Raw genomic sequence first — 24,036 nt, 5'->3', positions numbered from 1 at the left:
CTTTTCAAACATTCAACTAACCGTAAATTCGCTATAATTCGCATTACAATAATAGTATTTAAGAGTGCATTATTGAAATTTTATGTTCAAAGGTATATTATGAAAAATATTCCCCAGGGAAAATATCGTCCCTATCCAAAGATAGATTTGCCAAATAGAAAATGGCCTTCTAACCGTATAACAAAAGCTCCTAAGTGGTGCAGTGTCGATTTACGTGACGGTAATCAGGCACTTATAAACCCTATGGACATGAACAAAAAGCTCTCCCTTTATGCACTCTTACTTAAAATCGGATTTAAAGAGATCGAGGTAGGTTTTCCTTCGGCATCTAAAGTAGAATTTGATTTTTTACGCCGTCTTGTAGATGACAATCTAATTCCTGACGATGTTACGATCCAAGTCTTGGTTCAAGCAAGGGAGCATCTTATTGCAAAGACGTTCGAAGCGTTAAAAGGTGTCAAAAAAGCTACCGTTCATCTTTACAACTCGACATCGACCGCGCAAAGAAAGATAGTGTTCCAAAAGTCAAAAGAGGAGATCATCGCACTTGCATTGGAGGGTGTAGATCTTGTCAAGAAGTATGAGAAAAATCATGACGGAGAGATATTTTTAGAGTATTCGCCTGAGAGTTTTACCGGAACAGAATTAGAGTTTGCAGCCGAGATATCCAACGCAGTAACTGCAAGATGGGGCATTGGCGAGAAGAGAAAAGTTATCATAAACCTCCCTGCAACGGTTGAGATGGCGACTCCAAACGTTTATGCAGACCAGATCGAGTGGATGAGCGAGCATTTACACAACAGAGAAAATGTAATAATCTCTACGCACACTCATAATGACAGAGGAACAAGCGTGGCTGCAACAGAGTTGGCACTTTTAGCAGGCGCGGACAGAGTAGAAGGTACACTTTTATGTAACGGCGAGAGAACCGGAAACGTAGACATCATCACACTTGCACTCAATATGACAACGCAGGGAGTTGAGTCAAATCTTGACTTCAGCGACGTAAACGAAGTTGTAGATATTGTAGAGAGATGTACGGAGATAGAGACACACGTGCGCCACCCTTATGTAGGCGAGCTTGTATATACGGCATTCTCAGGCTCTCATCAAGATGCTATAAACAAAGGTCTTGCTTACAGAAAATCCCATACCGAAGTCTTCTGGGAAGTTCCTTATCTTCCGATAGACCCTGAAGATGTGGGAAGAAGCTACGAGAGCATTATCCGTATCAACTCTCAGTCGGGCAAAGGTGGAGTTGCGTACATTTTAGAGAAAAATTTCGGCTATCAGCTTCCAAAAGCGATGCATCCTGAAGTGGGCAAACTTGTCCAAGAGGTGAGTGACAAAAAAGGGCAAGAGCTGACTGCAGAGGAGCTCTTTGAGATATTTAACGAGAACTACTTCAGAGTCAAAGAGCATATCTCTTTGGTAGATTTTACGGTCTCTTCCGTAAAAGGCATCTCAAAATGTACGCTTACATACTTCCATGACGGCATAGAGATCGTAGCGGATGGAGAGGGCAACGGTCCTGTAGATGCATGTAAAGATGCTCTTATGAAAGAGTATAAAAACGAGTTTAGCATAAACTCATACTACGAGCACTCTCTTGGAAACAAGAGCTCTGCCAAAGCTATTGCATATATAGAGATAGAGACAGAGGATACCCTCTCCTGCTTTGGAGTAGGGAGCGACAACGACATAGCTACTGCTTCTGTCAAAGCACTTTTCTGCGCTCTTAACAGAGCATTTCATTAAATATCTACGCCAAAGGAGTTCTCTCTTTTGGCCACTACTAACCTCAACTTTTATCTAAAATATCTGTAAAAAAATATATCGCTAACACTTTTGTAATATAATTTAGTATGAAAAAAAGAATCCTGCTTTTAGAAGATGACTCCATCTTGGCTCAGACACTCGTAGAACTGCTAGAGGGTGAAGGTTACTCACTCACGCTTGCAAGAGACGGTGATGAAGCGGCGGATGCATCGTATGATGGCGGGTTTGATCTCTATATATTTGATATAAACGTTCCCGACATCAACGGAGTTGAACTTCTAAGATCACTCCGTGAAGCGGATGATAAGACCCCGACCATATTTATCAGCGCCCTTGTCGATCTTGGCTCCATCTCAAAGGCTTTTGCCGTAGGGGCGCAGGACTACATCAAAAAACCCTTCTTTCCAGAAGAGCTACTAATCAGAGTAAACGCCAAATTTGCAGACACAAATGCGACTATCAAGTACAAAGATCTGGAGTATGATCCAAAGACAAAAACTCTTAAAAAAAATGGTCACACAATAGCGCTTGGAGAAGTTCAAGAGAGACTCTTTAGCCTCTTTATAAGAAATATCTCTCAGGTCATCACGCAGGATATGCTGCTTGAGTGTCTGGAGAAACCCTCCTCATCTGCACTTAGAGTAGCACTCACAAAACTAAAACAGACGACGGGGCTCAATATTAAAAACCTTCGTTCAGTAGGATATATAGTTGAGTAGAGCGGAGAGAGAATCATTTTTAAAGAGCTTTTTGCTATTTTTTAGCTCTCTTGGCATATTGATAGCAACGCTCTTTTACATAAACTACACAAAAGAGATCCAAACACTCGATGAGCAGCTCTTCTCAGAGATGAGACTCTGCAGTTTTGACCTTAAATGCGATAAATTTGAGATAGAGTTCATAGAGCCCAAGGAGCAAAAACTCTATGCGCTCTACAAGGATGAGAGCGGGCTGAAGAGCTACTACCCGATTCCCAACTCGCAAAAATATATAATGGAGCTTGCCTTTAGCTTGCAAGATTACGACATTGCGCTAAAAGAGCTCCAAAGAGAGGCTCTTTACAGCTTTTTACCGATCCTTGGAGTAGTTCTTATCCTCTCCATTCTTTTTTCGATCTATGCGCTCTACCCTCTTAGAAGCGCGCTGCTTCTTACACAGGAGTTCATAAAAGATATACTTCACGATTTCAACACTCCGCTCTCATCTCTAAGACTTAACAGTGCGATGCTCAAAAAAGAGTTTAAAGAGAGCGAAAAGTTGGAGAGGATAGAGAAGAGCGTAGAGAATATCCTTAGCCTCCAAGAGCATCTGCGCTCCTACCTGCAAAACCATCATCAGGAAAAAGAGAAGTTTGATATAAGGGAGATTATTGAAGAAAATATCTATATGCTTGAGAAGAACTACCAAAATATGGAGTTTAAGGTAGAGATGCCAAAAATAGAGCTTTTTACAAGCAGAGATGCCCTCTTTCGCATAGTCGGAAATATTTTATCAAATGCGGCAAAGTACAACAAAGCTGATGGTCTTGTCATGGTAAGCTACAGCGATAAAACACAGACTCTGCATATAACCGATACAGGCAGAGGGATAAAAGATGCAAAACGCATTTTTGAGAGATTTTATAAAGAGCAGGAGAGAGGTCTTGGCATAGGGCTTCATATAGTTAAAAAACTCTCCGATGAGCTTGGCATCAAAATAGAGGTAAAAAGCGAGCTTGGAGTGGGGAGCGACTTTGCGCTAAACCTCTCAAAACTAACACTCCGCTAAGCTATTGCTTATAGAGGACTAACACTAAAATGTAATACTTACATCATCAAAACAGAAGGATTGAGAAATGAAAAAACAGATGTTAAGTGCGGCTTTGCTGCTATCATTAACCATTACATCTCTTTTGGCAGAAGTTGACGTTGACTCACAGATCGAAGCGCTAAAGAGTGCAACCCCTCAAGATAGGGTAAGGCTTATGAACGAGTTCAAAACAACGCTCTCAACACTAAGCCAAGAGGAGAGAGCAGAAGCGATCGAGCAGTTCCGCTCAAGCATGGAAGTTGAAAACAAACAGATTCAAGCAAGAGAGAGAGCAAGAGAGAGAGTCCGTCTCAATCAGATGGATGAGACGATGCAGGGGCAGGAGAACCAGAGAATGAATCAAAATCAGGTAGGTTCGCAATTTTTACAGCAAAATCCAAGTATCACTCCAGATGCGCTCACTACGCCAAACAGATTTATGAAAAAATAAAAATTATTAAACGCGGCACTGACGAGTGCTGCAAAAGGATATAGATGTTTAAAAAAGCGCTTATTTTGATAATGGCGGCCTCGCTTAGCCTCTTGGCATACAGCGATTATGATATGGACGGAGTGGACGATGCTATTGACAAATGCCCCAACACTCCCTTTAATGAGCTAGTAGATATAAAGGGGTGCAGCGTAAAAAAAGCTTGGAACAAAGAGCACCTAAGCATAATCTACGGCATCGGCTTCTCTGAAGCCGACTACACGATAACTAGCAATTCAGACACACTCTCGCAATCTATTCAAATTGATTACTACTACAACGACTTCTCTCTTCAAGCAAGCAGCTCATACTATCTCTCGGATGATGATAGCGGCTTAAATGACTCATTTATTGGTGCATACTATAGACTATCTCTATCAAACGAACTAACTCTAAGAGTAGGCGGCGGGGTTATTCTTCCTACCTACGATACAGAGCTTGATAACAACAACATGGATGTGATGGCAAGTGCAAGTTTTAGCTATATGCTGGGTAAGATAAACCTCTTTGGCGGATACAGCTACACGATGGTAAATGATGATGATATTTTGGGGGTGGTTTCATACCAAGACACCCACTCATACAGTATGGGTGCGGGATTTTACGCTCGCAATAATCTCTACATCAGCGGTTATTATACAACCAGCGATAGCATCTACAAAGATACTACGGATATAGAGACACTCTCTTTGTACACTTTTTACTCTATTGACAAAAACTGGTTTACTACCTTTGGCTACTCATACGGCTTAAGTGATAGCGCCAGCGATAACTCTCTTACGCTTCGTCTTGGGTACTACTTCTAAAAACGAGTTCTCTCTTGGGAATTTGCTTTTGTTCTACTCTCTGTTTTTTAAAAATTTTTAAGGCTAACTCTAAAAACATTATGTTACAATCAACTAAGACAAAATTAAGGAGTTCTTTTATGTTAAAAAAAACAGTAGTAGGTAGTTTGCTGTTTCTACTTTTTACCCAGCTTAATGCATATGATCTCAAATCAAACATGATACAACTTGAAGCAGAACTTGCTGAAGTTCAAAAATCATTTATTGCAAGTGACCAAGATGGTGTCGAAGCTTCAATCAAACGCTTTTCGCAACATGCACAGGAGTTATTGGGAAATAAAGAAAACTTCTCTGCCATGCTTCCAAAAAACAAGAAACATAAAGCAAATGAGGCCGTTATGAGCGCACAAATCATAAGTCATAATGTTCAAATAATTATGGATGCCATTGAAAACAAACACAATCAATCTGGTTTAGTTCGTCGAGAAGAGTCCCAAAGAGCTTACACCTATATAGAGCATGCATGTTTTCGTTGTCACAACATAGTGCGAGATGAGTATTAGATTTAAAAAAGAAGCATCTCCTCGGAGTTTACCTCCGCCTCTACTCGAGGCGGCTTTGATGTATCGCTGAAAAACTCCTCTTTGCCGTTTATGTTTACCTTCATAACTCCATCAGGCATCTCAAATTTTCTCTGTATCTGTGGATAAAGTTTTAACACCTCTTCATAAAACATCGCAAAAGCAGGTCCTGCTATCTTTCCGCCCGTCTCTCTTCTGTGCATCGGAGTATTGTCATCGTTTCCGAACCAGACGACGGTCTCTATAGTAGGAGAATATCCTGCAAACCATCCATCAACATTGTTGTTTGTCGTCCCTGTTTTTCCTGCAAGCTCTATCCCTCTGACATTCGCTCTTCTTCCAGTCCCTTTTTTAATGACGTCTTGAAGGATCGTGGTCATAATGTAAGCCTGCGTCTCTTCGGTGATGAAGCGTGTGCGCTCCGCCTTTTCGTAAACTGTTGTAGAGCCTTTGTCTATGTAGCGGATAAGGTGCGGCTCCACCTGTATGCCCCCGTTTGCAAAAGATGTATAGTATTTTGCAAGCTCTAGAGGCGAGAGCGTGATACTCCCAAGTGCAATAGAGAGATCAGGCGGCAGATTTGCTATACCAAACTTCTTAAACTCCCGAAGTAGCGCGCTGAGGCCTATATCGTTTACAAGGTTTATGGTAGCCAGATTTCTTGAGTGCACAAGAGCTTCTCTAAGTGTCAAAAGCCCCTTGTAGTTCTTCTCGTAGTTCTTAGGTTGCCATTTAAGCTCTTCACCATCTTTTTCATAAGTGTATGTTCTGGCAATATCGATCAGCTCAGTTGCTCCGGAGTAACCCAGATCAATAGCTACCTGATAGATAAAAGGCTTAAACGCGGAACCGGGCTGACGACGTCCTTGCGTTGCTCTGTTGTATGAGCTTGTCTGATAATCGACACTTCCAACAAGAGCTAAGATGTCTCCTGTTTTTGAGTCAAGCGAGATAAGGGCACCGTTTAGGATAGAGGTGTTTACATCGAGTTGAACTTCAAGATCAGGGTTTGCGGCAAATCTTCTCTTGTCGTTTTCTATATAGCCATCTATTCTCTTAACTGACATATCGTAAGCTTTTTTGAGCGAATCTCTCGCCGCCTCTTGAAGCCTTATATCTATTGTCGTATATATTTCGTATCCGCCGCTTTTTATATCGTCAATACCAAACTCCGCAGCTCTTCTTAGAACTTCATCGACTATAAAAGGTGCACTGTTTTGTGTCAGCGTATCATCAAAAACCTGAGGTGTCTCAAGCAGTGCATCGTTATATGTATCTTCATCTATCCATCCAAGTGCATACATTCTTGCAATTACACGGTTCGCCCTGCCCATCGAGATCTCATAGTTCTTTGTCGGAGCGTAGGTGCTTGGAGCCTTTGGCAGACCTACTAAAAGTGCCATCTCTTTTAGAGTTAAGTCGCTGAGTTTTTTATGAAAATAGCCGTCCGCCGCTGTTTTTATTCCATAGTAGCCGTGACCAAAGTATATCTCGTTTAGATACCTCTCTAAAATCTCCTCTTTGCTTAATGCCATCTCTACTTTTAAAGCGTAAATAAGCTCTTTTACCTTTCTTGATATCTTTTTTTCTCTGGTTAAAAGTCTGTTTTTGACAAGCTGCTGGGTAATCGTGCTTGCCCCCTCGACCAGTTTTCCTGCTTTTATATCTTTTATGATCGCTCTAAAGATCGCATCTATATTTATACCGGGATGCTCAAAAAATGTCGTGTCCTCTATGGCCAAAAGTGCCTCTATTACTCGCGGAGGAATCTCGTTAAACTCAGCGTAATATCTATGTTCGCCTTGAAAAATATTGGCTATTTTTTCGCCGTTTTTATCATAAAATCGCGTTGTTAAAGATGGTTTGTACTCTTTTAGCGAAGATATATCATAATCTTCTCCAACCAAAAAGTATCCCAGAACCAGAAACGGAGTTAAAAATCCAAGCAGAAGAAGCGTAAAAAATATATTTTTAACAGTTTTCATACTCTAAAACTCCTAGAAGCAAAATTTGCATCAATTAAAACCTTTGTATATTCACTCTGCGGGTTATGCAAGATATCTTTCATCTTCCCGCTCTCTATAACTTTTCCATTTTTTATAACACATATATCTTCGCATAAAATTTTAGCAGAATTCATATCGTGTGTGACAAAAAGTATCTTAAAGCCAAACTCACTCTGAAGCGACTTTAAAAGATCCAGTATCAAGACCCTGCTTTGCGGATCAAGAGCTGTTGTAGGCTCATCTAACAAAATAAGCCGCGGCTCATGACTAAGAGCCATAGCAATAACAACACGCTGAAGCTGCCCGCCTGATAGTTCCGGAGGAAATCTCTCAAGCAGCCCCTCATCAAGCCCTACCTCTGAAAAGAGCTTTTTAATCCTCTCTTGCGAGACAAAAAACTGTCTCTTTATCTTTGTAAGAGGAGATAGTGCGGTAAAGGGATTTTGCGGCACAAAAGCCAGAGTCTCCCCAGCTGCAAGCTCAAAATCGCTATCATGCTCGATCTCCATCTTCATGCTCTCTGGAAGCATATTTAAAAGGGCTTTGATTGTCAAGCTTTTGCCGCTTCCACTCTGCCCTACCAGTGCTAAAGAGGATGAAATATTAAAGGAGATGTCAACCAGCTCTTTTTGCTGAGTTCTTATACGGAGTCTTGATATATTCATTATTTTATTTTAGCTAAATTTATGCACAACTCTCTTAACGAATCGCAACTCTCGCCGAGCCTTGCTATCAATCTTACAATTGCTCTCTCAACCGTGGGCTGTCTGATAGCACCGAGGGCGAACCCTCTGCTTTTAAGGCTATCACGAATCTCTATAACCCTTTTGTTATCATTTATAGCTATAGGAACAATGAGTCCCTCGACCTTGATTCCAAGCTCTTCATAGACGATATTTTGGCGCTTTTTTATCTCGCTCTTTAGAGACTCTCTATTTTGCAAAATATATCTAAGCGCGTTATGCGCCAAAAGTGTATCGTACAAAGAGAGTGAAGTAGCGTAGATAATAGGCTTGGCACGATTGATAAGATACTCGATTATATGTGAAGATGCAAGTATAAAAGCGCCAAAGCTCCCATACGCTTTTCCGAGCGTTCCCATCTTTATGTAGTTTTGTTTTATCTCGATCTTGTAATGGTCAAAAATCCCCATAAGCCTCTCTCCTATAACGCCGCTGCTGTGAGCCTCATCCACTATCAATACAGCGTCATATCTGTCACATATATCAAAGACCTCTCTATCGACCAGATCTCCATCCATCGAGTAGATCCCCTCGACCGCTACTATCTTGCGTTTTGCGTCGGATGATTTTAAAAGGTTTTCTAGCTCAGACATATCATTGTGAGAAAAGAACTTGACCTCTACGCTCTTTATATTTGATGCAAGCACTCCTGAAGCGTGATACTTCTCATCCATAAAAAGTATGTCGCCGCGTCTGACTAAAGACTCGATCAAAGCTATATTTGCGTTAAACCCGCTCCCTAGCACTACTCCATCCTCAAAGCCGTTCGCCTCGCATAGCGCCGTCTCAAAATCTTTGTGTATCTGATGATAACCGTTTACCAGAAGTGAGGCTTTTGAGCTATGCAGAGGCATGTTTGATAGTGCCATGCAGCTACTCTCATGAAGCTCTTTTTTATGTGCAAGACCTAGGTAGTCGTTTGAAGCAAAATCCAAAAGAGAGTTGTCGTAGAGCTCTCTTTGTCTGTATCTTTTGGCTTTTTTTAGTGCGCGCAGCTCACTATCATAGTACATTATCTAACCACAACTCTATTTCTGCCGCCGTTTTTCGCCTCATAAAGCGCTTTATCTGCCCGCTTAAACGTCAACTCAAGATCTTCGCCCTTTATATACTCCGTCACTCCAAAGCTCATAGTGATAGCAAATATTTTCTTGTGTTCCTCAACTTTTGCTCTAATTTTGTCGGCTATTTTATAAGCGTCTGCTTTGCTCACGTACGGAAGTATAAGAGCAAACTCCTCTCCACCGATCCTGCAGAATATATCTCCCTCTCTCAGGTGAGAAGAGATAAGTTTTGTATACTCTATTAAAACATTGTCTCCGACATCATGCCCACAACCGTCATTTATCTTTTTAAAATAGTCGATGTCGAAGATGACAAGTGAGAGAGGGTAGAAGTAGCGGTTTGCGTTTGCGCTCTCTTTTTTTATCTGTACATTGTAGTAGTATCTGTTCTTTATCTTTGTAAGAGGATCGGTTATATTTGTGTGTTCAAGCTCTTTTTGGTAAATCTTCTCTTTTGTAATATCTGAAAATATAGCACTGTAGTGCCCATCTTTTGGAGAAATAAGAGAGACCCCAACACTAAAGTAGTACTCTTTTGAGTCGTAAACGATCCTTACCTGATTGTTATTTGAGTTTTTAATAAGACACTCAAGCCAGTTTTCTCCGTTATACTCTTTGTGTATATATCCCTCATCTTCGACAAAAAAATCAGATATGGACTCATGCTCTTTTTTAAACTCTTCGAGCGTCTTATATTTGTTGAAATACTTGAAAAATGTTTTGTTTACATCTATTATGCTATTTTTGTCTACTACGACCACAATATTTGAAGATGAGTCAATGATGTTCTTGTAGTACATCCTCTGTTTGTTGTTTTTGCTATAGATATAGCTGCTTAGAGTTACCGCTACAATCATTGAGACAATGATCGCGATAGTGAACCACTTATATATAAAAAAGTTAAAATCATTCTTGGAGATATTTTGTATGCGCTTTGACTCTTCTATAAAGTCAATATAGAACCAGCCGCTTAGAAGCAGTGTCGCTACAACAATTATACTGACTATCGTAAATCTGCTAGATTTTAAAATAGTAATCCTTTTTTTTGACATATTTTAACAATTTTTTTATTTGTTTAATAGAAAACTTTTTAATAAATCCGTATTTAATCCCATTGCGGTGCTCTCATATCCTCTAACACTTCTTATGTAAGGCTTGCAAAAACCCTCAACCATGCATGCTCCTGCCTTGCCGCGCCACTCGCCGCTTTGCAGATAGCTCTCGACATCATCAAGGTCAAATTCACTAAATAGATACTCGGTTGTGGAGATGTCGATGATCTTCATCTTGCGTGATTGATATATCATGCACGTAATAATGCTTGTAACACTCCCGCTCTGCGTAAGGAGTATATTTCGCGCATCATCGACGCACTTTGCTTTTCTAAGTATCTGACCGCATGATGCCACAACCGTGTCTGCAACCAAAAGAGGATACTTATCATACCCAAAAGCTCTCATGTTCACTTCAAATTTTCCCAGTGTCGCCTGATATACAAAGTTTTTTGGCGAGGTCGCCACTATGCTATCCTCGTCAAAATCAACGCTCTCTTGAATAAAGTCTATACCCACATCTGTTAGAAGTTTTGCACGGGTCTGTGAAGCAGAAGCAAGTCTTAGCATTAGATGCTACTTGATATATATGTCCCTAAAAATATAGCCGTTATTCCAAGGATAATATTAAGAGGAACCATAAATTTTCCGATAAACTCTATCTGGTTTTTAGCGCCGAGCATATTGCCATCATTTAACATTTTCTCGCCTCTGTTTCTTCTAAGTATCATCACTATAAGATTGATGAACATAATGCTCCAGATACCCTCTTTGGCGTGTGAGAGCGCCGAGAAATCACTCTGGCTAAGAGAGTAGCCCTTTATCATAAAGATCGCCGTCACCAGAAGAGTTACGACAAAAGGAATAACTATATAAAAGAGTCTCTTAAGCGCGTGAACTATTCTCTCGAGTCTCTTTTGAGGAGACTCTATCTCCAAAAATGAGTAGTGCGCCGCATAACGCATAGCTATCATGCCGCCGACCCAAACGACGGCGCTTATAACGTGTAGAAAAACTATAAGTGTCTTATACTCTAAAAAAATATCCTGCATTATCCTAAAACCTCAGTTATGTAAGCTTTTGCTTTTGCTTTTGCCTCGGATATTTTGGTGATATCCTTCCCGCCCGCCTGAGCAAAGTCAGGACGGCCTCCGCCGCCTCCGCCGAGAATTGGAGCGATATTTTTGATCCACTCGCCCGCCTTTGCATCCGCGCCTTTAACACCTGCAGCTATAAGGACCTTGTCACCCTTTATTTGAAAGAGCATTGCGCAGAGTTTTTCGTTTTGGTTCTTAAGCTCGTCTATCTTCTCTTTAATATCGCCGCTTAAAAGCTCATCTACAACAACAGCAACGCCGTTTATCTCATCGGCTTTTATCTCTACATGTATGCTGTTTTGTGCCTCATGAAGCTCCGATTTGAGCTCAGATATAGTCGATTTGAGTCTTGAGATCCCAGCCATTACGTCAAGATTTTTAACCTCGGCCTGCATCTCTTTTATAAGCACTCTCTGCTGAGCAAAGTGGTTGTACGCCGCATGTCCGCACACCGCTTCTATACGTCTCACACCCGCACTCACACCGCTCTCTTTTGTTATGATGAACGAGCCGATTGCTGCCGTGTTTTCAACGTGAACACCGCCACAGAACTCAATACTTGCATCGCCGAAGCTTACAACTCTTACCTCATCACCGTACTTCTCGCCAAACTGTGCTTTTGCACCCGATTTTTTAGCATCTTCAATACTCATAACCTCGGTCTTGCCGCCGATGCCGCGCATGATCTGCTCATTAACTCTTGTCTCGATCTCAACAAGCTCTTCATGAGTGAGCGCTTTTGGATGAGAGAAGTCAAAACGAAGTCTCTGCGCTTCAACAAGTGAACCCGCCTGAGAGATATGCTCTCCCAAAACATCAAAAAGAACTGCATGCAGAAGGTGTGTCGCGGAGTGATGCTTTGTTATCTCGCCTCTGGAGATATCTACAAGAGCTTCAACCTCATCCCCGACCTTTAACTCTTTTTCTACGCTTATTTGAGAGAGATTAAGACCAAAGAACTTCTTTGTATCTTCTACTTTTGCATAGCCTGCAAGCTCGCCTGTATCTCCGCACTGTCCGCCTGACTCTGCATAAAACGGAGTACTCTCTAAAAGTACCCATCCACATGAACCTGCCGCAAGACTGTCTGCATGATGATACTTATCATCCAAAAGTGCTAAAACTCTGCTTCTGTTTTTTGTACTCTCATAGCCTACAAATGTGTTCTCGCCGAACTTCTCTAAAAGCTCTTTGAAATCTCCGTGAACGGCTTCATCTCCGCTGCCTTTCCAAGCAGCTTTTGCGCGTGTGCGCTGTTGACTCATCAGCTCCTCAAATGTAGCCGTGTCAAGTTTAAGATTTTTCTCTCTTAACATATCCTCGGTCAAATCAAGCGGAAAACCGAAAGTGTCGTAGAGTTTAAATGCAACCTCGCCGCTAAAGACCTCTTTTGTATTTTTAAGCTCTTCGTTAAAAAGCTCTATTCCAGATGCGATAGTTTTGAAAAATCTAGCCTCTTCAAGCTCTATCTGCTCTTTTACGACCTCAGCTTTTTGCGCCAAGTAGTCATACTCTTTGCCCATGATCGAGACAACACTGTCTACAAGTTTATACATAAACGGTTCGCTAAATCCCAACAGGTAGCCGTGTCTAACACCGCGTCTGAGGATACGTCTGAGCACGTAACCGCGTCCCTCATTTGAGAAGTTCACACCCTGAGCAAGAAGAAAGAGTGCAGTTCTTATGTGGTCGGCTATAACTCTGTATGATGCGCCCTCTGCATAGACATACTCTTTTGCTATTAGCTCTTCAATCTTTTTGATTATCGGCATAAAAAGAGAGGATGAGTAGTTGCTTGTCGCTCCCTCGCTGATCGCCGTGACTCTCTCCAGACCCATACCGGTATCTATAGAGGGTTTTGGAAGAGGAGTCATAGTGCCGTCACTGCTTCTCTCATACTGCATAAAGACAAGGTTCCAGATCTCCAAAAATCTATCGCCCTCGCCGCCCATATAATCCTCAGGGCCGTTGAAGTTCTCTTCTCCCTGATCAAAAAATATCTCGCTGCACGGTCCGCACGGTCCGGTATCACCCATCTGCCAGAAGTTGTCTTTATCGCCTAGGCGCATAATTCTATCTTTGCTTACATGGCGCATCCAGAGCTCTTCTGCCTCATCGTCGCTATCATGTACAGTAACCCAGAGTCTCTCTTTTGGAAATTTAAGAACCTCAGTTACAAACTCCCATGCATAATCAATTGCCTCTTCTTTGAAGTAATCTCCAAAACTGAAGTTTCCAAGCATCTCAAAAAATGTATGGTGTCTTGCTGTATAGCCGACATTTTCTAGGTCATTGTGCTTTCCGCCCGCACGGATACATGTTTGACAAGAAACTGCGCGCGGATTTTGCGGAACCGGTATTTCACCCGTAAATATAGACTTAAACGGAACCATCCCTGCGTTGTTAAAAAGCAGCGTTGCATCATCTGGAACAAGTGGCGAACTTGCTACTCTGTCATGATTTTTTGATTCAAAAAATCTTAAAAACTCTTCTCTAATATCCATAAATATATCTCTTGCTATAAAATTGCGCGATTATATCTAAAAATCATTGAAGGACTCCTCTAACAAATCTAGCAGATGACCACACTTTTTATCTCGCTCATCTCTTCTATGGCAAATCTCGGACCCTCACGTCCGACACCGCTTAGTTTTACTCCACCGTATGGCTGAATGTCAAAACGCAAAGTCGGCATATCATTTATTACCACTCCGCCCGCATCAAGTTCATAGATGGCACGTTTTGTCAGACTAAGGTTATTTGTAAAGATCGAGAACTGAAGTCCGTAGGGAGAGTTATTGATTCGTGGGAGCGCATCATCAAAACTCTCAACTCTGACCAAAGAGACAATCGGTGCAAAAACCTCTTCGCATACAATCGCCATATCATCACGTACATCCGCCATCACACAAGGGTAAAAGAGCCTTCCATCTACTCGTGGAGGCAGCATTGCGGTTGCTCCCTCTTTTATGGCACTCTCAACCCATCCCATAGCTCTTTTGCATGCCTCATCATCTATAAGCGGACCCATAAAGGTATCATCGTCGTAGGGTGAGCCTACAACAAGCTTCTTTGTATGTTCTGTCATCTTTTGTGCAAACTCATCATAAATCTTTGCATTGACATAGATTCGCTGCAGCGATATACAAACCTGTCCTGAGTTCACAAAAGCGCCGATTGCGCATTTTGAAGCTGCAAGGTCTAGATCAGCACTCTCGTCAATATAGGTCGCCGCATTGCCGCCAAGCTCTAAAGAGACCTTTTTTATGCCTGCACTTTTTGCAATTATATTGCCAACCGGAACGCTTCCCGTAAAGCTTATAACACGCGGAATATCGCTTGAAACAAGTGCGCCTCCTACATCTGCATCTCCGTAAACTACGCTCAGTGCATCTTTTATAGCGTAAGGACTCTCGATAAAGAGTTTTGCAAACTTGTATGCAGTCAGAGGAGCTTCCGGTGTAGGTTTTAAAACGACGGCGTTTCCTGCTACAAGAGCAGGAGCGAGTTTATGTGCCACTAAATTGAGCGGAAAATTAAAAGGGGTAATTGCTACTACGACTCCCGCACTCTCACGCAAGAAAAATGCAGTTGTCTTTTTTCCGCTTGGCATTGCATCCGTGTTGATGGTCTCTCCATGCATTGTACGCATGGTCTCCGCGCAAAGAGTTACCGTCTCGATGCAGCGTTCTACCTCTATTCTGGAAAATGCAATCGGTTTTCCCACCTCATCAGTTATAGTTCTTGCTATATCTTCTTTTTTATCTCTTAGTCTTTGTGCAACATCCAAAAGCCAGCTGCATCTTTGAGAAATCGTGCTTTTTCTAGCCTCTTTGGCTGCCTCTTTGGCAATAAGAAGCGCTTTTTGTGCATCCTCGGCACTGCAGATAGGAGCCTTTGAGACAACTTCGCCGCTGTATGGACTTACTCTTTGCGTCAGCTCTTGCCTTGATGTTTCTTGTGAACCAAAATAGATATTTGCCACCATAGTAACCCTCCAAGACTCTTTGATTTTCATTTTTATTTTTGTGTTATTATAGTATAAAAATAATTTCAAGGGTGTTTACAAATAAGATGAAAATTTTTATCTCTTTATTTATACTATATTCAACTCTTTTTAGCGCTGAATTAAACTGGCTGAACGATTACGCTAAAGCACTTTCTGAGGCAAAAAAGCAAGAGAAAGGTGTTTATCTTTTCATCGGTGCTGATGAGTGCAGATGGTGTGAAAGATTTAAAAAACTCACCCTCTCAAACCAGAGAGCAATCGACAGACTTGAAGAGGAGTATGTGCTTTTATACCTCTCAAGAGACAGACACCATATACCCAAACAGTTTGTGACCAAGGGTGTTCCAAGACACTATTTTTTGACAAACAGAGGCGAGATCATACATGCCGACAGAGGAAGCAGAGAGGTTGACGGGTTTTTGGATCTTATCGAAGAGGTTAACCTTAAAAAAGAGGATTAGAGCGTTATGTTCTCTATAAACTCCACTTTTTGCTCTGCAACGATAAGAGCATCAAAAACAAAGTCTATGTCTAGAGAGCTCTTTTTCATATAGACATGCGCTGTTTTAATCACTTTGGAGAGCTTGCTTTTTGTTATGTTTAAAACGGCACTCTCATAATCAAGCCCGCTCTTAACCTCTACAAAATGCAAAACATCATCTTTTAAAGCGATAATATCTATCTCGCCGAAACGGGAGTAAAAATTGCGCTCTACAATAGCAAAGCCGTTATCCACAAGGAATTGGCAGGCTATATCTTCCGCTGCGTTCCCTTTGGCTCTGCTCATCTATATATTTACTACTTCCACTTTTACGGATTTAAAAGCCGCCGTTAAAATAAGCTCGTCGCTCTCATCTCCAAATAGCGCGTTTATCTTGGAGTCTGCATAGTGAAATGTCACAAAAAGGGCTTTTGGCTCCACTTTGTCCGTAAATTTTACTTTTAGCGGTTTTGTCTCTCCATGCTTAGTTCTCAAAATAACGCGCTCGCCTCTAAAATCATCCGCATCAGAGCTATTTACAAGCAGAATATCCTCATCGTATCTGTCAACCAGACTAGGTGTCTGCTTTGTCTGAGCCGCATTATTATACATTGCGATCGTTCTTCCTGTCGTGAGATGGTAACTTCTCTCTTTTTTCTCAACGATCTCTTGCACCATATTGCGCAGTTTGTACTGATGATAGTGAAACTCTCCCAATCCATCATCGGTTCTAAAATCAAGCTGATGCAAAATCGGCGTATCTTCTGTGTGAACAGGCCACTGAAGTCCTCTTTTTCTGTGGCGCTCCAGCCTTATATAGCTGGCTCCGCTAAAGCGACGGTATGCCACTTCACGAACCTCATCCCAAATCTCGTTCGAGTTTTTATAGGCATTCTTACCGCCCATCTTATTGTCAAGAAGCTGCAGAACCTCCCAATCATCAGGCAAGTCGGACTCTACTAGAGGCTGAGATAGATGAAGACGGCGCATTGCATTTACATAAACGCCTGTTTTTTCATACGCAGATTTAACACCTATAACAATGTCTGCTTTTGAGGTTATGTCTGTCATAAAAAGCTCTTGAACCATTACAAGTTCTAAGTTCTGTATGGCTCTGTCAACCTTGTTTATATTTGGATGGATATGTGTGAGATCCTCGCCCACATTTAAGACAGCTTTTACGCGTCCTTCGAGCATCTCATCTACAAGCTGAGGGGTCATCAAGCCCACCTCTTTTGGCTCTTGATAATCGGGGTCATAGTAAGGAAGCATCCCCATATCACAAGCACCCTGAACATTGTTCTGTCCGCGAAGCGGCATAAGCCCCGCTCCAGATTTTCCAATATTGCCTGTCATAAGAGCAAGGTGCGTTATAGCCATTACCGCGTAAGAACCGTCTGTATGCTCAGTGATCCCAAGCCCCCAAAATATCATAGATTTCTTAAGCGCATACTCTCTTGCTATCTTTGGGATCATTTTAGCAAGATCCTCATAACCCTCTATTTGTTCAAAATATTTAGGGTCGGCATATGGGTCGTTTAAGATCATCTCTTTAAACTCTTTAAATCCTTTTGTGCGCTCCGCTATAAAGCTCTCATCATAAAGCTCTTCGCTTATAATGACATGTGCGAGCATATTTAAGACAAGCAGGTTTGCCTCGTAAGGCATGATCGCCTTATATTTTGCAAAACGGTGGAGTTTGATCTCTCTAACATCAAAAACAGCCAGGTTGTCATGTTTTTGCGCCATATCGACGATACGGTTTGCGATTATCGGGTGTGCCTCTGTCGTATTCGAGCCTATGACTATCATAAACTCGCAGTTGTAGATGTCGTTGTATGGGTTTGTAGCAGCTCCTTCGCCTATGGTCGTTCTCATACCTTTAAGAGATGGCGAATGACAGACTCTAGCACAATTATCGACATGTGGAGAGTTAAGAGTGTGGCGGGTAAACTTCTGGAAAAAATAGACGCTCTCGCATGAGGTTCTTGCCCCTCCGATAGAAGCTATACTCTTTCTGCCATATTTAGCCTGAATCTCTTTTAACTTCATAGCAGCAGCAGTCGTAGCACTCTCTAGATCACTCTCATACCAAACATCATCAAGATCAACTAGAGATGATGCAATAGCCTCTTTTATAGATGGGTTTTTATCTAAAAAGCTCTTTTTGATTCTCGGGATTCTAAGTCTCTCTTTTGAGTCGACAAAATCAAACCCGTACTTCCCTTTTATACAGAGTTTTCCCTGTGAGACGACTCCATCTTTGTGTGCGAAGATCTTCTGGATCTTGTTATCTTTTACATGTGCGGCTATATCGCACCCAACCCCGCAGTATGTGCAGACGCTATCTATTGTTTGAGTATTTTCCATGATGTTTTTTTAACTTTTTGGTGGTTTTTAATGGGTAATATTAGCGAAAAAGATGTTTAATAATCTTTTGTTTTAAAAACAAGGGAAGATATTTAAACAGAAGTATCAAATAGTAAAATCTTCTCGGAAAAGCGTAAAATCTTCTCTCTTTATCTATAGCCCTCTTTATGATCTTAGCTCCATCTTCGGTGCTTAATAAAAAGGGCATATAAAACTTGTTCTTGTCGGTGAGCTCGCTTTTTACAAAACCAGGAAGTATGTTTAAAACCTTTATGCCGTGCGGCTCGTACTTGTATCTTAGTCCTTCGGCGTAAGCATTAAGGGCTCTTTTGGATGAGCTGTATACTTTTGAGCTAGGCATTGAAAATATGGATGCCAAAGAGGAGATAAAGACTATTTTGCCGCTCTTTTTTTCTAAAAACTTTGGAAGAAGTATCTCAAGTATGGCGTGGTTTGAGATGATGTTGACATCGTAGAGTCTTTTAAACTCCTCGAAGGGGGTGATCTCTAACGAGTGTCCGAGCGATATTCCCGCATTTAAGATAACCATATCTACATCTGGCAGCTCTCTCATCTTACGTTGCAGAGTATCAAAATCAGTCACGTCACATACTATGATCTCTACTTTTTTTGCAAGTGGCGCTAGTTTTGTTTGGAGTTTTTGAAGTCTATCTTCTCTTCTGGCAAGAAGATAGAGCTTGTTATCTTGAGTAGCATATAGTTTTGCGAGAGCTTCGCCTATTCCGCTGCTAGCCCCAGTTACTAGGATTTTCACCTTTTTTATACAATCCTGATCATAACAGGTCTAAAGTTTACGAACTCAAGCTTTTCAAGCGAATCTATAAGATTTTGTATATCTCTCTCAAAGGCACAATGCGTAGATATTAGAAGATTTGCGCTCTCTTTTGAAGATGGACGCTGAAGCATTGTCTCAACAGATATATCGTTATCTTCAAACATCTTTGTAACTTTTGCCAAAACTCCCTTTTTATCGGAGACATTTATACGCAGGTAGTACTTTGACTCAATATCAAGAGCGGGGTTTAAAATAAGCCCGCGCTCCATCGGCTTGTCAAAACCAAGCATCGGCTTGCTCTTTCCGCTTCTTGCAATATCTATAATATTTGCGACAACGGCACTCGCAGTCGCATCTCCGCCCGCACCCGGTCCGTAGTAGAGAGTCTCTCCTACTTTATCGCCGACAACGCTGATACCGTTCATAACGCCGTCTATCTTTGCTATCATCTCATCTTTGCTTATCATACTTGCATGAACGCGAAGCTCTACCATATTTGCATCTTTTTTGGCAATTCCCAGAAGCTTGATTGCATATCCAAACTCATTTGCAAACTCTACATCCTCTTTTGATACGTTCTCGATTCCCTCGATTAGAATATCTTCAGGTTTTGCATCTATGCCATAAGCAATACTTGCCAAGATCAAAAGCTTGTGAGCAGCGTCATATCCACCCACGTCAAATGTAGGATCAGCTTCCGCATAACCTAGCTCTTGCGCTCTTTTTAGGACATCATCGTAGTTAACGCCGTTTTGGACCATCTCGGTAAGCATATAGTTGCTCGTTCCGTTCATAATTCCCTTAATAGACTCAATATGATTTGCCGAGAGCCCGTCACGAAGGGCATTGATGATAGGAATGCCGCCTGCGACACTTGCTTCATACTCAAAAGCGATATCTTGCGCGATATCTTGGAGTTCATAGCGGTGGTACGCCAAAAGCGCTTTGTTTGCAGTTACTACGGCTTTACCGTTTTTGAGCGCCTTTTTGACTATCTCAAAAGGCTCCTCGACACCGCCCATAAGTTCAACGACGATATCTATCTCTTCGTCATTTAATATGTCATCAACATTGTCTGTGAGTTTAATATCTAAACCTCTATCCTTGTTTAGATCTTTTACTACACCGCTCTTTACGACTATATCAACTCCGGCACGAGCAGAAATCACATCAGCATTGTCTTTTAAAATCTGTGCTACACTCGTTCCAACAGTTCCAACGCCTATAATTCCTACCTTAATCATATCAATTCCTTTAATTTATTGCATAAATTTAAGGGAACCTTTTATCCCCATCCTGTCACGATAGAGGAAGTAATTCCTCTATCTACGCTAACGCTTGGTTTCCTTCGGCAGGAAGCCCATCACACCAGTGTGATTATTTTTTCTCTTCAAATTGTCTTAAAAACTCTTTTATATTACGTGCTGCCTGACGTATTCTGTTGTCGTTTTCTATAAGAGCTATACGAACATAACCCTCTCCAAACTCTCCAAAACCGATACCGGGAGCAACTGCGACACCAGCTTCTACAAGCAGTCTTTTTGAGAACTCTAAACTTCCCAGATGTGCCACACACTCAGGAAGCTTTGCCCAGACGAACATACTTGCCTGATTTTTTTTGATATGCCAGCCTGCTCTCTCAAACGCCTCTAAAAGAATATCTTGACGATGCTCATATTTTGCCGTGATGTCTCTGACACACTGCTGATCGCCGTTGAGCGCTATTGTAGCCGCGACCTGAATAGGAGTGAACATACCGTAATCAAGCCAAGATTTTATCTTTTGAAGCGCGCCGATAAGCTTTTTGTTTCCTACAAAGAACCCTACACGCCATCCTGCCATATTGTAGCTCTTTGATAGCGTAAAACTCTCAACCGCCACATCTTTTGCTCCTGGGACGCTCATAATAGAAGGAGTTACATAATCACCGAATGTTATATCTCCGTATGCAATATCGCTGATTACGTAAAATCTAAGCTCTTTCGCAAGAGCTACCAGCCTTACATAAAACTCTTGCGTAACCGTTGCGGTCGTAGGGTTATGAGGAAAATTAACCAAAACATACTTTGGTCTAGGAGAGCTCTCTTTAAAGACCTTTGCAAGATCTTCAAAAAACTTCTCTTCATCTACCTTGTAGTCTTCATCGAACTCTATCCCGAATTTAATGACGCTTCCGCCGGCAAGTATAAATGCGTACTCATGTATAGGATATGTAGGATCTGGTACGATCGTCACATCGCCTAGATTTGTTATAGCGTATGCAAGATGGGCATAGCCCTCTTTTGAACCCATTGTTGCAACACATTCTGTCATAGGGTCTAGATCACAGTCGTATCTTCTTTTGTACCAATCAGCGATCGCACCTAAAAGCTTAGGAATACCCTTTGACGTTGAATAACCGTGTGTCTTTGTTTTTTGCGCAGACTCAATAAGCTTTTGTCTAATATGTTCAGGAGTATCCCCGTCAGGATTTCCCATAGAGAAATCTATTACATCGGCGCCGGCTCTGCGCTCAGCCATTTTAAGCTCATTTACCTCGGCAAAAACGTACTTCGGTAATCTTTTCATTCTATCAAATTGTATTTCGTCAAACATGAGTATTCCTGCTTAAATTATTAACGACATTCTATCGAAAATTATTTATAATTTGTTTATTTCTTGATTGTTGGTTTTAAAACCAAATCATCTTTGATATTTTTAAGAGAGTATATATCAGAGATCTTGATGTAGTGCGTATTTTCTCTCATATTTAGGGTAATACGGCTTCTCTTTTCATCTATCTTTATAACGCGCAACAGCTTGAGAGATTTATCATAATAAGCTATATATGGATACCAGTCGTTTCTATAAGAGCTCGTTATCTCTATCTTGCCTATTTTTGATACGTCAAGCCAGTATGAGTAGAGCGATCTTTTCAATCTAAACTCTTCTGAATCTTCAAGAGTGGCAACATTTAACTTGGCATTTTTCATATCGATAACATATATCCAGTCCGTTTGAGACTCTCTTACAACATCTATGATCTCACAGTTGCTCTTTTTTAGCTCTTGGCTCAGTATCAGCGGATCGGTGGCATACTCGGATAACATACTGATCGTCCAAGTGAATTTGGAATCATTGTAGAGAGACTCTTTTGTCACATATCTGTAATAACCTATATTTCTCAGAGAATCACTCATAATCTTTACAAAAAAGAGAGGTACTCCCTCTGTTTTAAAGCTTATATTTGTCTCACGCGGAGTTTGGAAAAATAGATTTAAAATACCGTTTTCTTTGAGGGTTTGGATAACTTTTACGGAGTCTACTCGCTCCTTTGAGATATAGTAATCCTCTCTGGGAGAGAATATAATATTTATAAACTCCTTATCTTTTGCAAAGGTTGCAGGAGATATAAGACTCTTCACCTTCTCAATAACAAGATCGTTTTGATTTTTACTCTTTATTTCGGCAGAAAAAAGAGATGAGAAAAGCAGAGCAGAAAGCAGAAGTAGTTTTACCATCCGTTGCCTCTGTTTAATCTTTTAAACTCATCAAACCCTATCTCTTTTAACTCCGAATCAATATATGAAAATCTTACAGTCTTTGGGTCTTTAAACTCGGTTACCTCACCGTTTATCTCTATATTGATATGTCCGTGCCCAAATGAGAGAAGCCAGTTCTTTGTTGCATTAAGTTCAAGCTCATTAGCAAATGTAGTCTGTCTCTTTTTATAGTCTGATAGATCAATGTAGCCCAGCCAAACTTTTGTTTTTGGCATTATCTTAAAAGATAGCGGCTTTACCTCAGGCTCTATCACTATCTCCTCTTCTACTCCCGTTGACTCCATCAAACCATCTTGGGATGAGTTGGTATCTAACGCAGAGTCGTTATTGCCATCCGAAATCACACTCAGAGCTGGAGTCAGCTCCTCTTTTATATCAATGGTCTCGCTTTGAGGTGCTCTTGAAGCGAAATATAGCAGCGTAAAGAGTAGTGCTAGCCCTATAAGCAGATAGGTGAGCGTAGATTCTCTTTTTTTCTTTGATGCTGCAAAAATCTTGACCTTCTTGGCACTCTCTTCGAGAGTTTTTTGACTCTTAAAATGTTCTCTTGCCCTGCTCTTTAGATCACTTAGATCAAGACCGTACTCTCTCTCAAGTATTGAGATAAAACCAACAAGCTGAACACTGCCCATTCCTTCGAAATTCTCATTGAATATAGCTTCAATATGTGTTCTTGCTATATGTGTTTTTTCATGGATTTTTTGTACACCGATTTTTTTTAATCTATCAAAATCTTCACTCATTATCTCATCCTATCCATTAAAATTGCTCCTGCCGCACCGACATTTAGTGAGTCGAACTTATGTGCCATCTTTATGCTTACGATCTCATCGAGCTTCGAGCTGACTCTAGCTGTTAGTCCCTCTCCTTCGCTTCCTAAAAAGAGTGCGCGTTTGCCTTTTACTTTTACGTCTTTTATATCCGTGCCGCCCATATCTGCACCGTACGAGGTAAACCCGGACATCTTAAGATCGTTTATAACATCGTGAATATTGGTCTCTATGGCAAAAGGCATATCAAAGAGCGCCCCAGTACTTGTTCTTGCAACTGCTTCAAGAGGAAGTGATTTCACACCGCATGCAATAACTGCCTCTACCCCAAGAGCGTAAGCTGTTCTAATGATCGCACCGATATTGCCGACATCCGTCAGACCCGATAGAACAAGAACGAACTCATAGTTTAAAAATGATTTGTAGCTGTGAAGAGCATAATCCTCAACTTCTGCAAGGATCCCCTGATGGGATGCATTTTTGCACATTTTTCCAGCCGCATCGGATGGGATCCTCTTTATCTCAAAGCCCATCTTCATAAGACGCGAATACTCTTTTTTATCTATCTCTTTTGCAAGGTAAAGCGTTTTTATCTTGAGCGGATGATTCTCGATAATATAATTGATTGGTTGTTTAGCATAAATTAACATTTGAACATTCTACCCAAAAAAATTAAAAACAGC

At 41.2% G+C, this 24,036-nt stretch carries 23 protein-coding genes; 7 read left to right on the top strand and 16 right to left on the bottom strand.

The window, feature by feature from the left end:
- The first annotated feature begins 99 nt into the window (after positions 1–99).
- The 6 genes from leuA to FCU45_RS09975 all read left to right on the top strand — a co-directional run bounded on the left by leuA (position 100) and on the right by FCU45_RS09975 (position 5,405).
- Complete coding sequence (leuA, locus tag FCU45_RS10000; protein WP_137014840.1) at positions 100–1,758, top strand: 2-isopropylmalate synthase; 1,659 nt, start codon at positions 100–102, stop codon at positions 1,756–1,758.
- A gap of 107 nt (positions 1,759–1,865) precedes the next feature.
- The gene (locus FCU45_RS09995; protein WP_137014838.1) at positions 1,866–2,498 is read left to right on the top strand and encodes a response regulator transcription factor; all 633 of its coding nucleotides are present in this window, start codon (positions 1,866–1,868) and stop codon (positions 2,496–2,498) included.
- Complete coding sequence (locus tag FCU45_RS09990) at positions 2,491–3,546, top strand: sensor histidine kinase (protein WP_137014836.1); 1,056 nt, start codon at positions 2,491–2,493, stop codon at positions 3,544–3,546. The genes FCU45_RS09995 and FCU45_RS09990 overlap by 8 nt, the downstream gene beginning before the upstream one ends.
- 67 nt (positions 3,547–3,613) lie before the next feature.
- A complete protein-coding gene (locus FCU45_RS09985; protein WP_137014834.1) occupies positions 3,614–4,018 on the top strand; it encodes a hypothetical protein in 405 nt (134 codons plus the stop codon).
- 44 nt (positions 4,019–4,062) lie between these two features.
- Entirely contained in the window at positions 4,063–4,863 is an 801-nt protein-coding gene (locus FCU45_RS09980; protein WP_137014832.1) for a transporter family protein, read from the top strand.
- Between the two features lie 119 nt (positions 4,864–4,982).
- Entirely contained in the window at positions 4,983–5,405 is a 423-nt protein-coding gene (locus tag FCU45_RS09975) for a hypothetical protein (protein ID WP_137014830.1), read from the top strand.
- Positions 5,406–5,407: 2 nt separating this feature from the next.
- Here FCU45_RS09975 and FCU45_RS09970 read toward each other — a convergent pair whose 3' ends face one another.
- From FCU45_RS09970 to FCU45_RS09935, 8 genes are all read right to left on the bottom strand, one after another.
- Positions 5,408–7,408 carry a penicillin-binding protein 1A gene (locus FCU45_RS09970; protein WP_137014828.1) on the bottom strand — a complete coding sequence of 667 codons (2,001 nt, stop codon included), beginning with the start codon at positions 7,406–7,408 and terminating at the stop codon, positions 5,408–5,410.
- The gene (locus tag FCU45_RS09965) at positions 7,405–8,094 is read right to left on the bottom strand and encodes an ATP-binding cassette domain-containing protein (RefSeq protein WP_137014826.1); all 690 of its coding nucleotides are present in this window, start codon (positions 8,092–8,094) and stop codon (positions 7,405–7,407) included. The genes FCU45_RS09970 and FCU45_RS09965 overlap by 4 nt, the downstream gene beginning before the upstream one ends.
- Positions 8,094–9,185 (bottom strand): aminotransferase class I/II-fold pyridoxal phosphate-dependent enzyme, encoded by a 1,092-nt coding sequence (locus tag FCU45_RS09960; protein ID WP_137014824.1) that lies wholly within the window; start codon positions 9,183–9,185, stop codon positions 8,094–8,096. Before FCU45_RS09960 ends, FCU45_RS09965 begins: the two co-directional genes overlap by 1 nt.
- A complete protein-coding gene (locus tag FCU45_RS09955; protein ID WP_137014822.1) occupies positions 9,185–10,288 on the bottom strand; it encodes a sensor domain-containing diguanylate cyclase in 1,104 nt (367 codons plus the stop codon). The genes FCU45_RS09960 and FCU45_RS09955 overlap by 1 nt, the downstream gene beginning before the upstream one ends.
- Positions 10,289–10,303: 15 nt before the next feature.
- Positions 10,304–10,858 carry a septum formation inhibitor Maf gene (maf, locus tag FCU45_RS09950; protein WP_137014820.1) on the bottom strand — a complete coding sequence of 185 codons (555 nt, stop codon included), beginning with the start codon at positions 10,856–10,858 and terminating at the stop codon, positions 10,304–10,306.
- Positions 10,858–11,340 (bottom strand): hypothetical protein, encoded by a 483-nt coding sequence (locus FCU45_RS09945; protein WP_137014818.1) that lies wholly within the window; start codon positions 11,338–11,340, stop codon positions 10,858–10,860. The genes maf and FCU45_RS09945 overlap by 1 nt, the downstream gene beginning before the upstream one ends.
- On the bottom strand, positions 11,340–13,889 hold the full coding sequence (gene alaS, locus FCU45_RS09940) for an alanine--tRNA ligase (RefSeq protein ID WP_137014816.1): 2,550 nt from the start codon (positions 13,887–13,889) through the stop codon (positions 11,340–11,342). The genes FCU45_RS09945 and alaS overlap by 1 nt, the downstream gene beginning before the upstream one ends.
- 68 nt (positions 13,890–13,957) lie before the next feature.
- Entirely contained in the window at positions 13,958–15,373 is a 1,416-nt protein-coding gene (locus FCU45_RS09935; RefSeq protein WP_137014941.1) for an aldehyde dehydrogenase family protein, read from the bottom strand.
- An 86-nt stretch (positions 15,374–15,459) separates the two neighbouring features.
- On the opposite strand from FCU45_RS09935, the gene FCU45_RS09930 reads away from it, so the two are divergent.
- Complete coding sequence (locus FCU45_RS09930; protein WP_137014814.1) at positions 15,460–15,855, top strand: thioredoxin family protein; 396 nt, start codon at positions 15,460–15,462, stop codon at positions 15,853–15,855.
- Here FCU45_RS09930 and FCU45_RS09925 read toward each other — a convergent pair.
- The 8 genes from FCU45_RS09925 to rlmB all read right to left on the bottom strand — a co-directional run bounded on the left by FCU45_RS09925 (position 15,852) and on the right by rlmB (position 24,003).
- On the bottom strand, positions 15,852–16,181 hold the full coding sequence (locus FCU45_RS09925; RefSeq protein WP_137014812.1) for a YraN family protein: 330 nt from the start codon (positions 16,179–16,181) through the stop codon (positions 15,852–15,854). The genes FCU45_RS09930 and FCU45_RS09925 overlap by 4 nt on opposite strands.
- On the bottom strand, positions 16,182–18,245 hold the full coding sequence (locus FCU45_RS09920; RefSeq protein ID WP_137014810.1) for a molybdopterin oxidoreductase family protein: 2,064 nt from the start codon (positions 18,243–18,245) through the stop codon (positions 16,182–16,184).
- A gap of 40 nt (positions 18,246–18,285) precedes the next feature.
- The gene (locus tag FCU45_RS09915; RefSeq protein WP_137014808.1) at positions 18,286–19,020 is read right to left on the bottom strand and encodes an SDR family NAD(P)-dependent oxidoreductase; all 735 of its coding nucleotides are present in this window, start codon (positions 19,018–19,020) and stop codon (positions 18,286–18,288) included.
- 5 nt (positions 19,021–19,025) lie between these two features.
- Entirely contained in the window at positions 19,026–20,285 is a 1,260-nt protein-coding gene (locus FCU45_RS09910; protein ID WP_137014806.1) for a homoserine dehydrogenase, read from the bottom strand.
- A 133-nt stretch (positions 20,286–20,418) separates the two neighbouring features.
- Positions 20,419–21,636 (bottom strand): LL-diaminopimelate aminotransferase, encoded by a 1,218-nt coding sequence (locus FCU45_RS09905; RefSeq protein ID WP_137014804.1) that lies wholly within the window; start codon positions 21,634–21,636, stop codon positions 20,419–20,421.
- A gap of 56 nt (positions 21,637–21,692) precedes the next feature.
- A complete protein-coding gene (locus tag FCU45_RS09900; protein WP_137014802.1) occupies positions 21,693–22,541 on the bottom strand; it encodes a hypothetical protein in 849 nt (282 codons plus the stop codon).
- Entirely contained in the window at positions 22,535–23,326 is a 792-nt protein-coding gene (locus tag FCU45_RS09895; protein ID WP_137014800.1) for a helix-turn-helix domain-containing protein, read from the bottom strand. The genes FCU45_RS09900 and FCU45_RS09895 overlap by 7 nt, the downstream gene beginning before the upstream one ends.
- Entirely contained in the window at positions 23,326–24,003 is a 678-nt protein-coding gene (rlmB, locus tag FCU45_RS09890; RefSeq protein WP_137014798.1) for a 23S rRNA (guanosine(2251)-2'-O)-methyltransferase RlmB, read from the bottom strand. Before rlmB ends, FCU45_RS09895 begins: the two co-directional genes overlap by 1 nt.
- Positions 24,004–24,036: the final 33 nt, after the last annotated feature.

The sequence above is a fragment of the Sulfurimonas crateris genome, from assembly GCF_005217605.1.
Lineage (GTDB): Bacteria > Campylobacterota > Campylobacteria > Campylobacterales > Sulfurimonadaceae > Sulfurimonas > Sulfurimonas crateris.
Note: the sequence above shows the minus strand (reverse complement) of the source record. Positions and strands in the feature narration are given on the sequence as shown.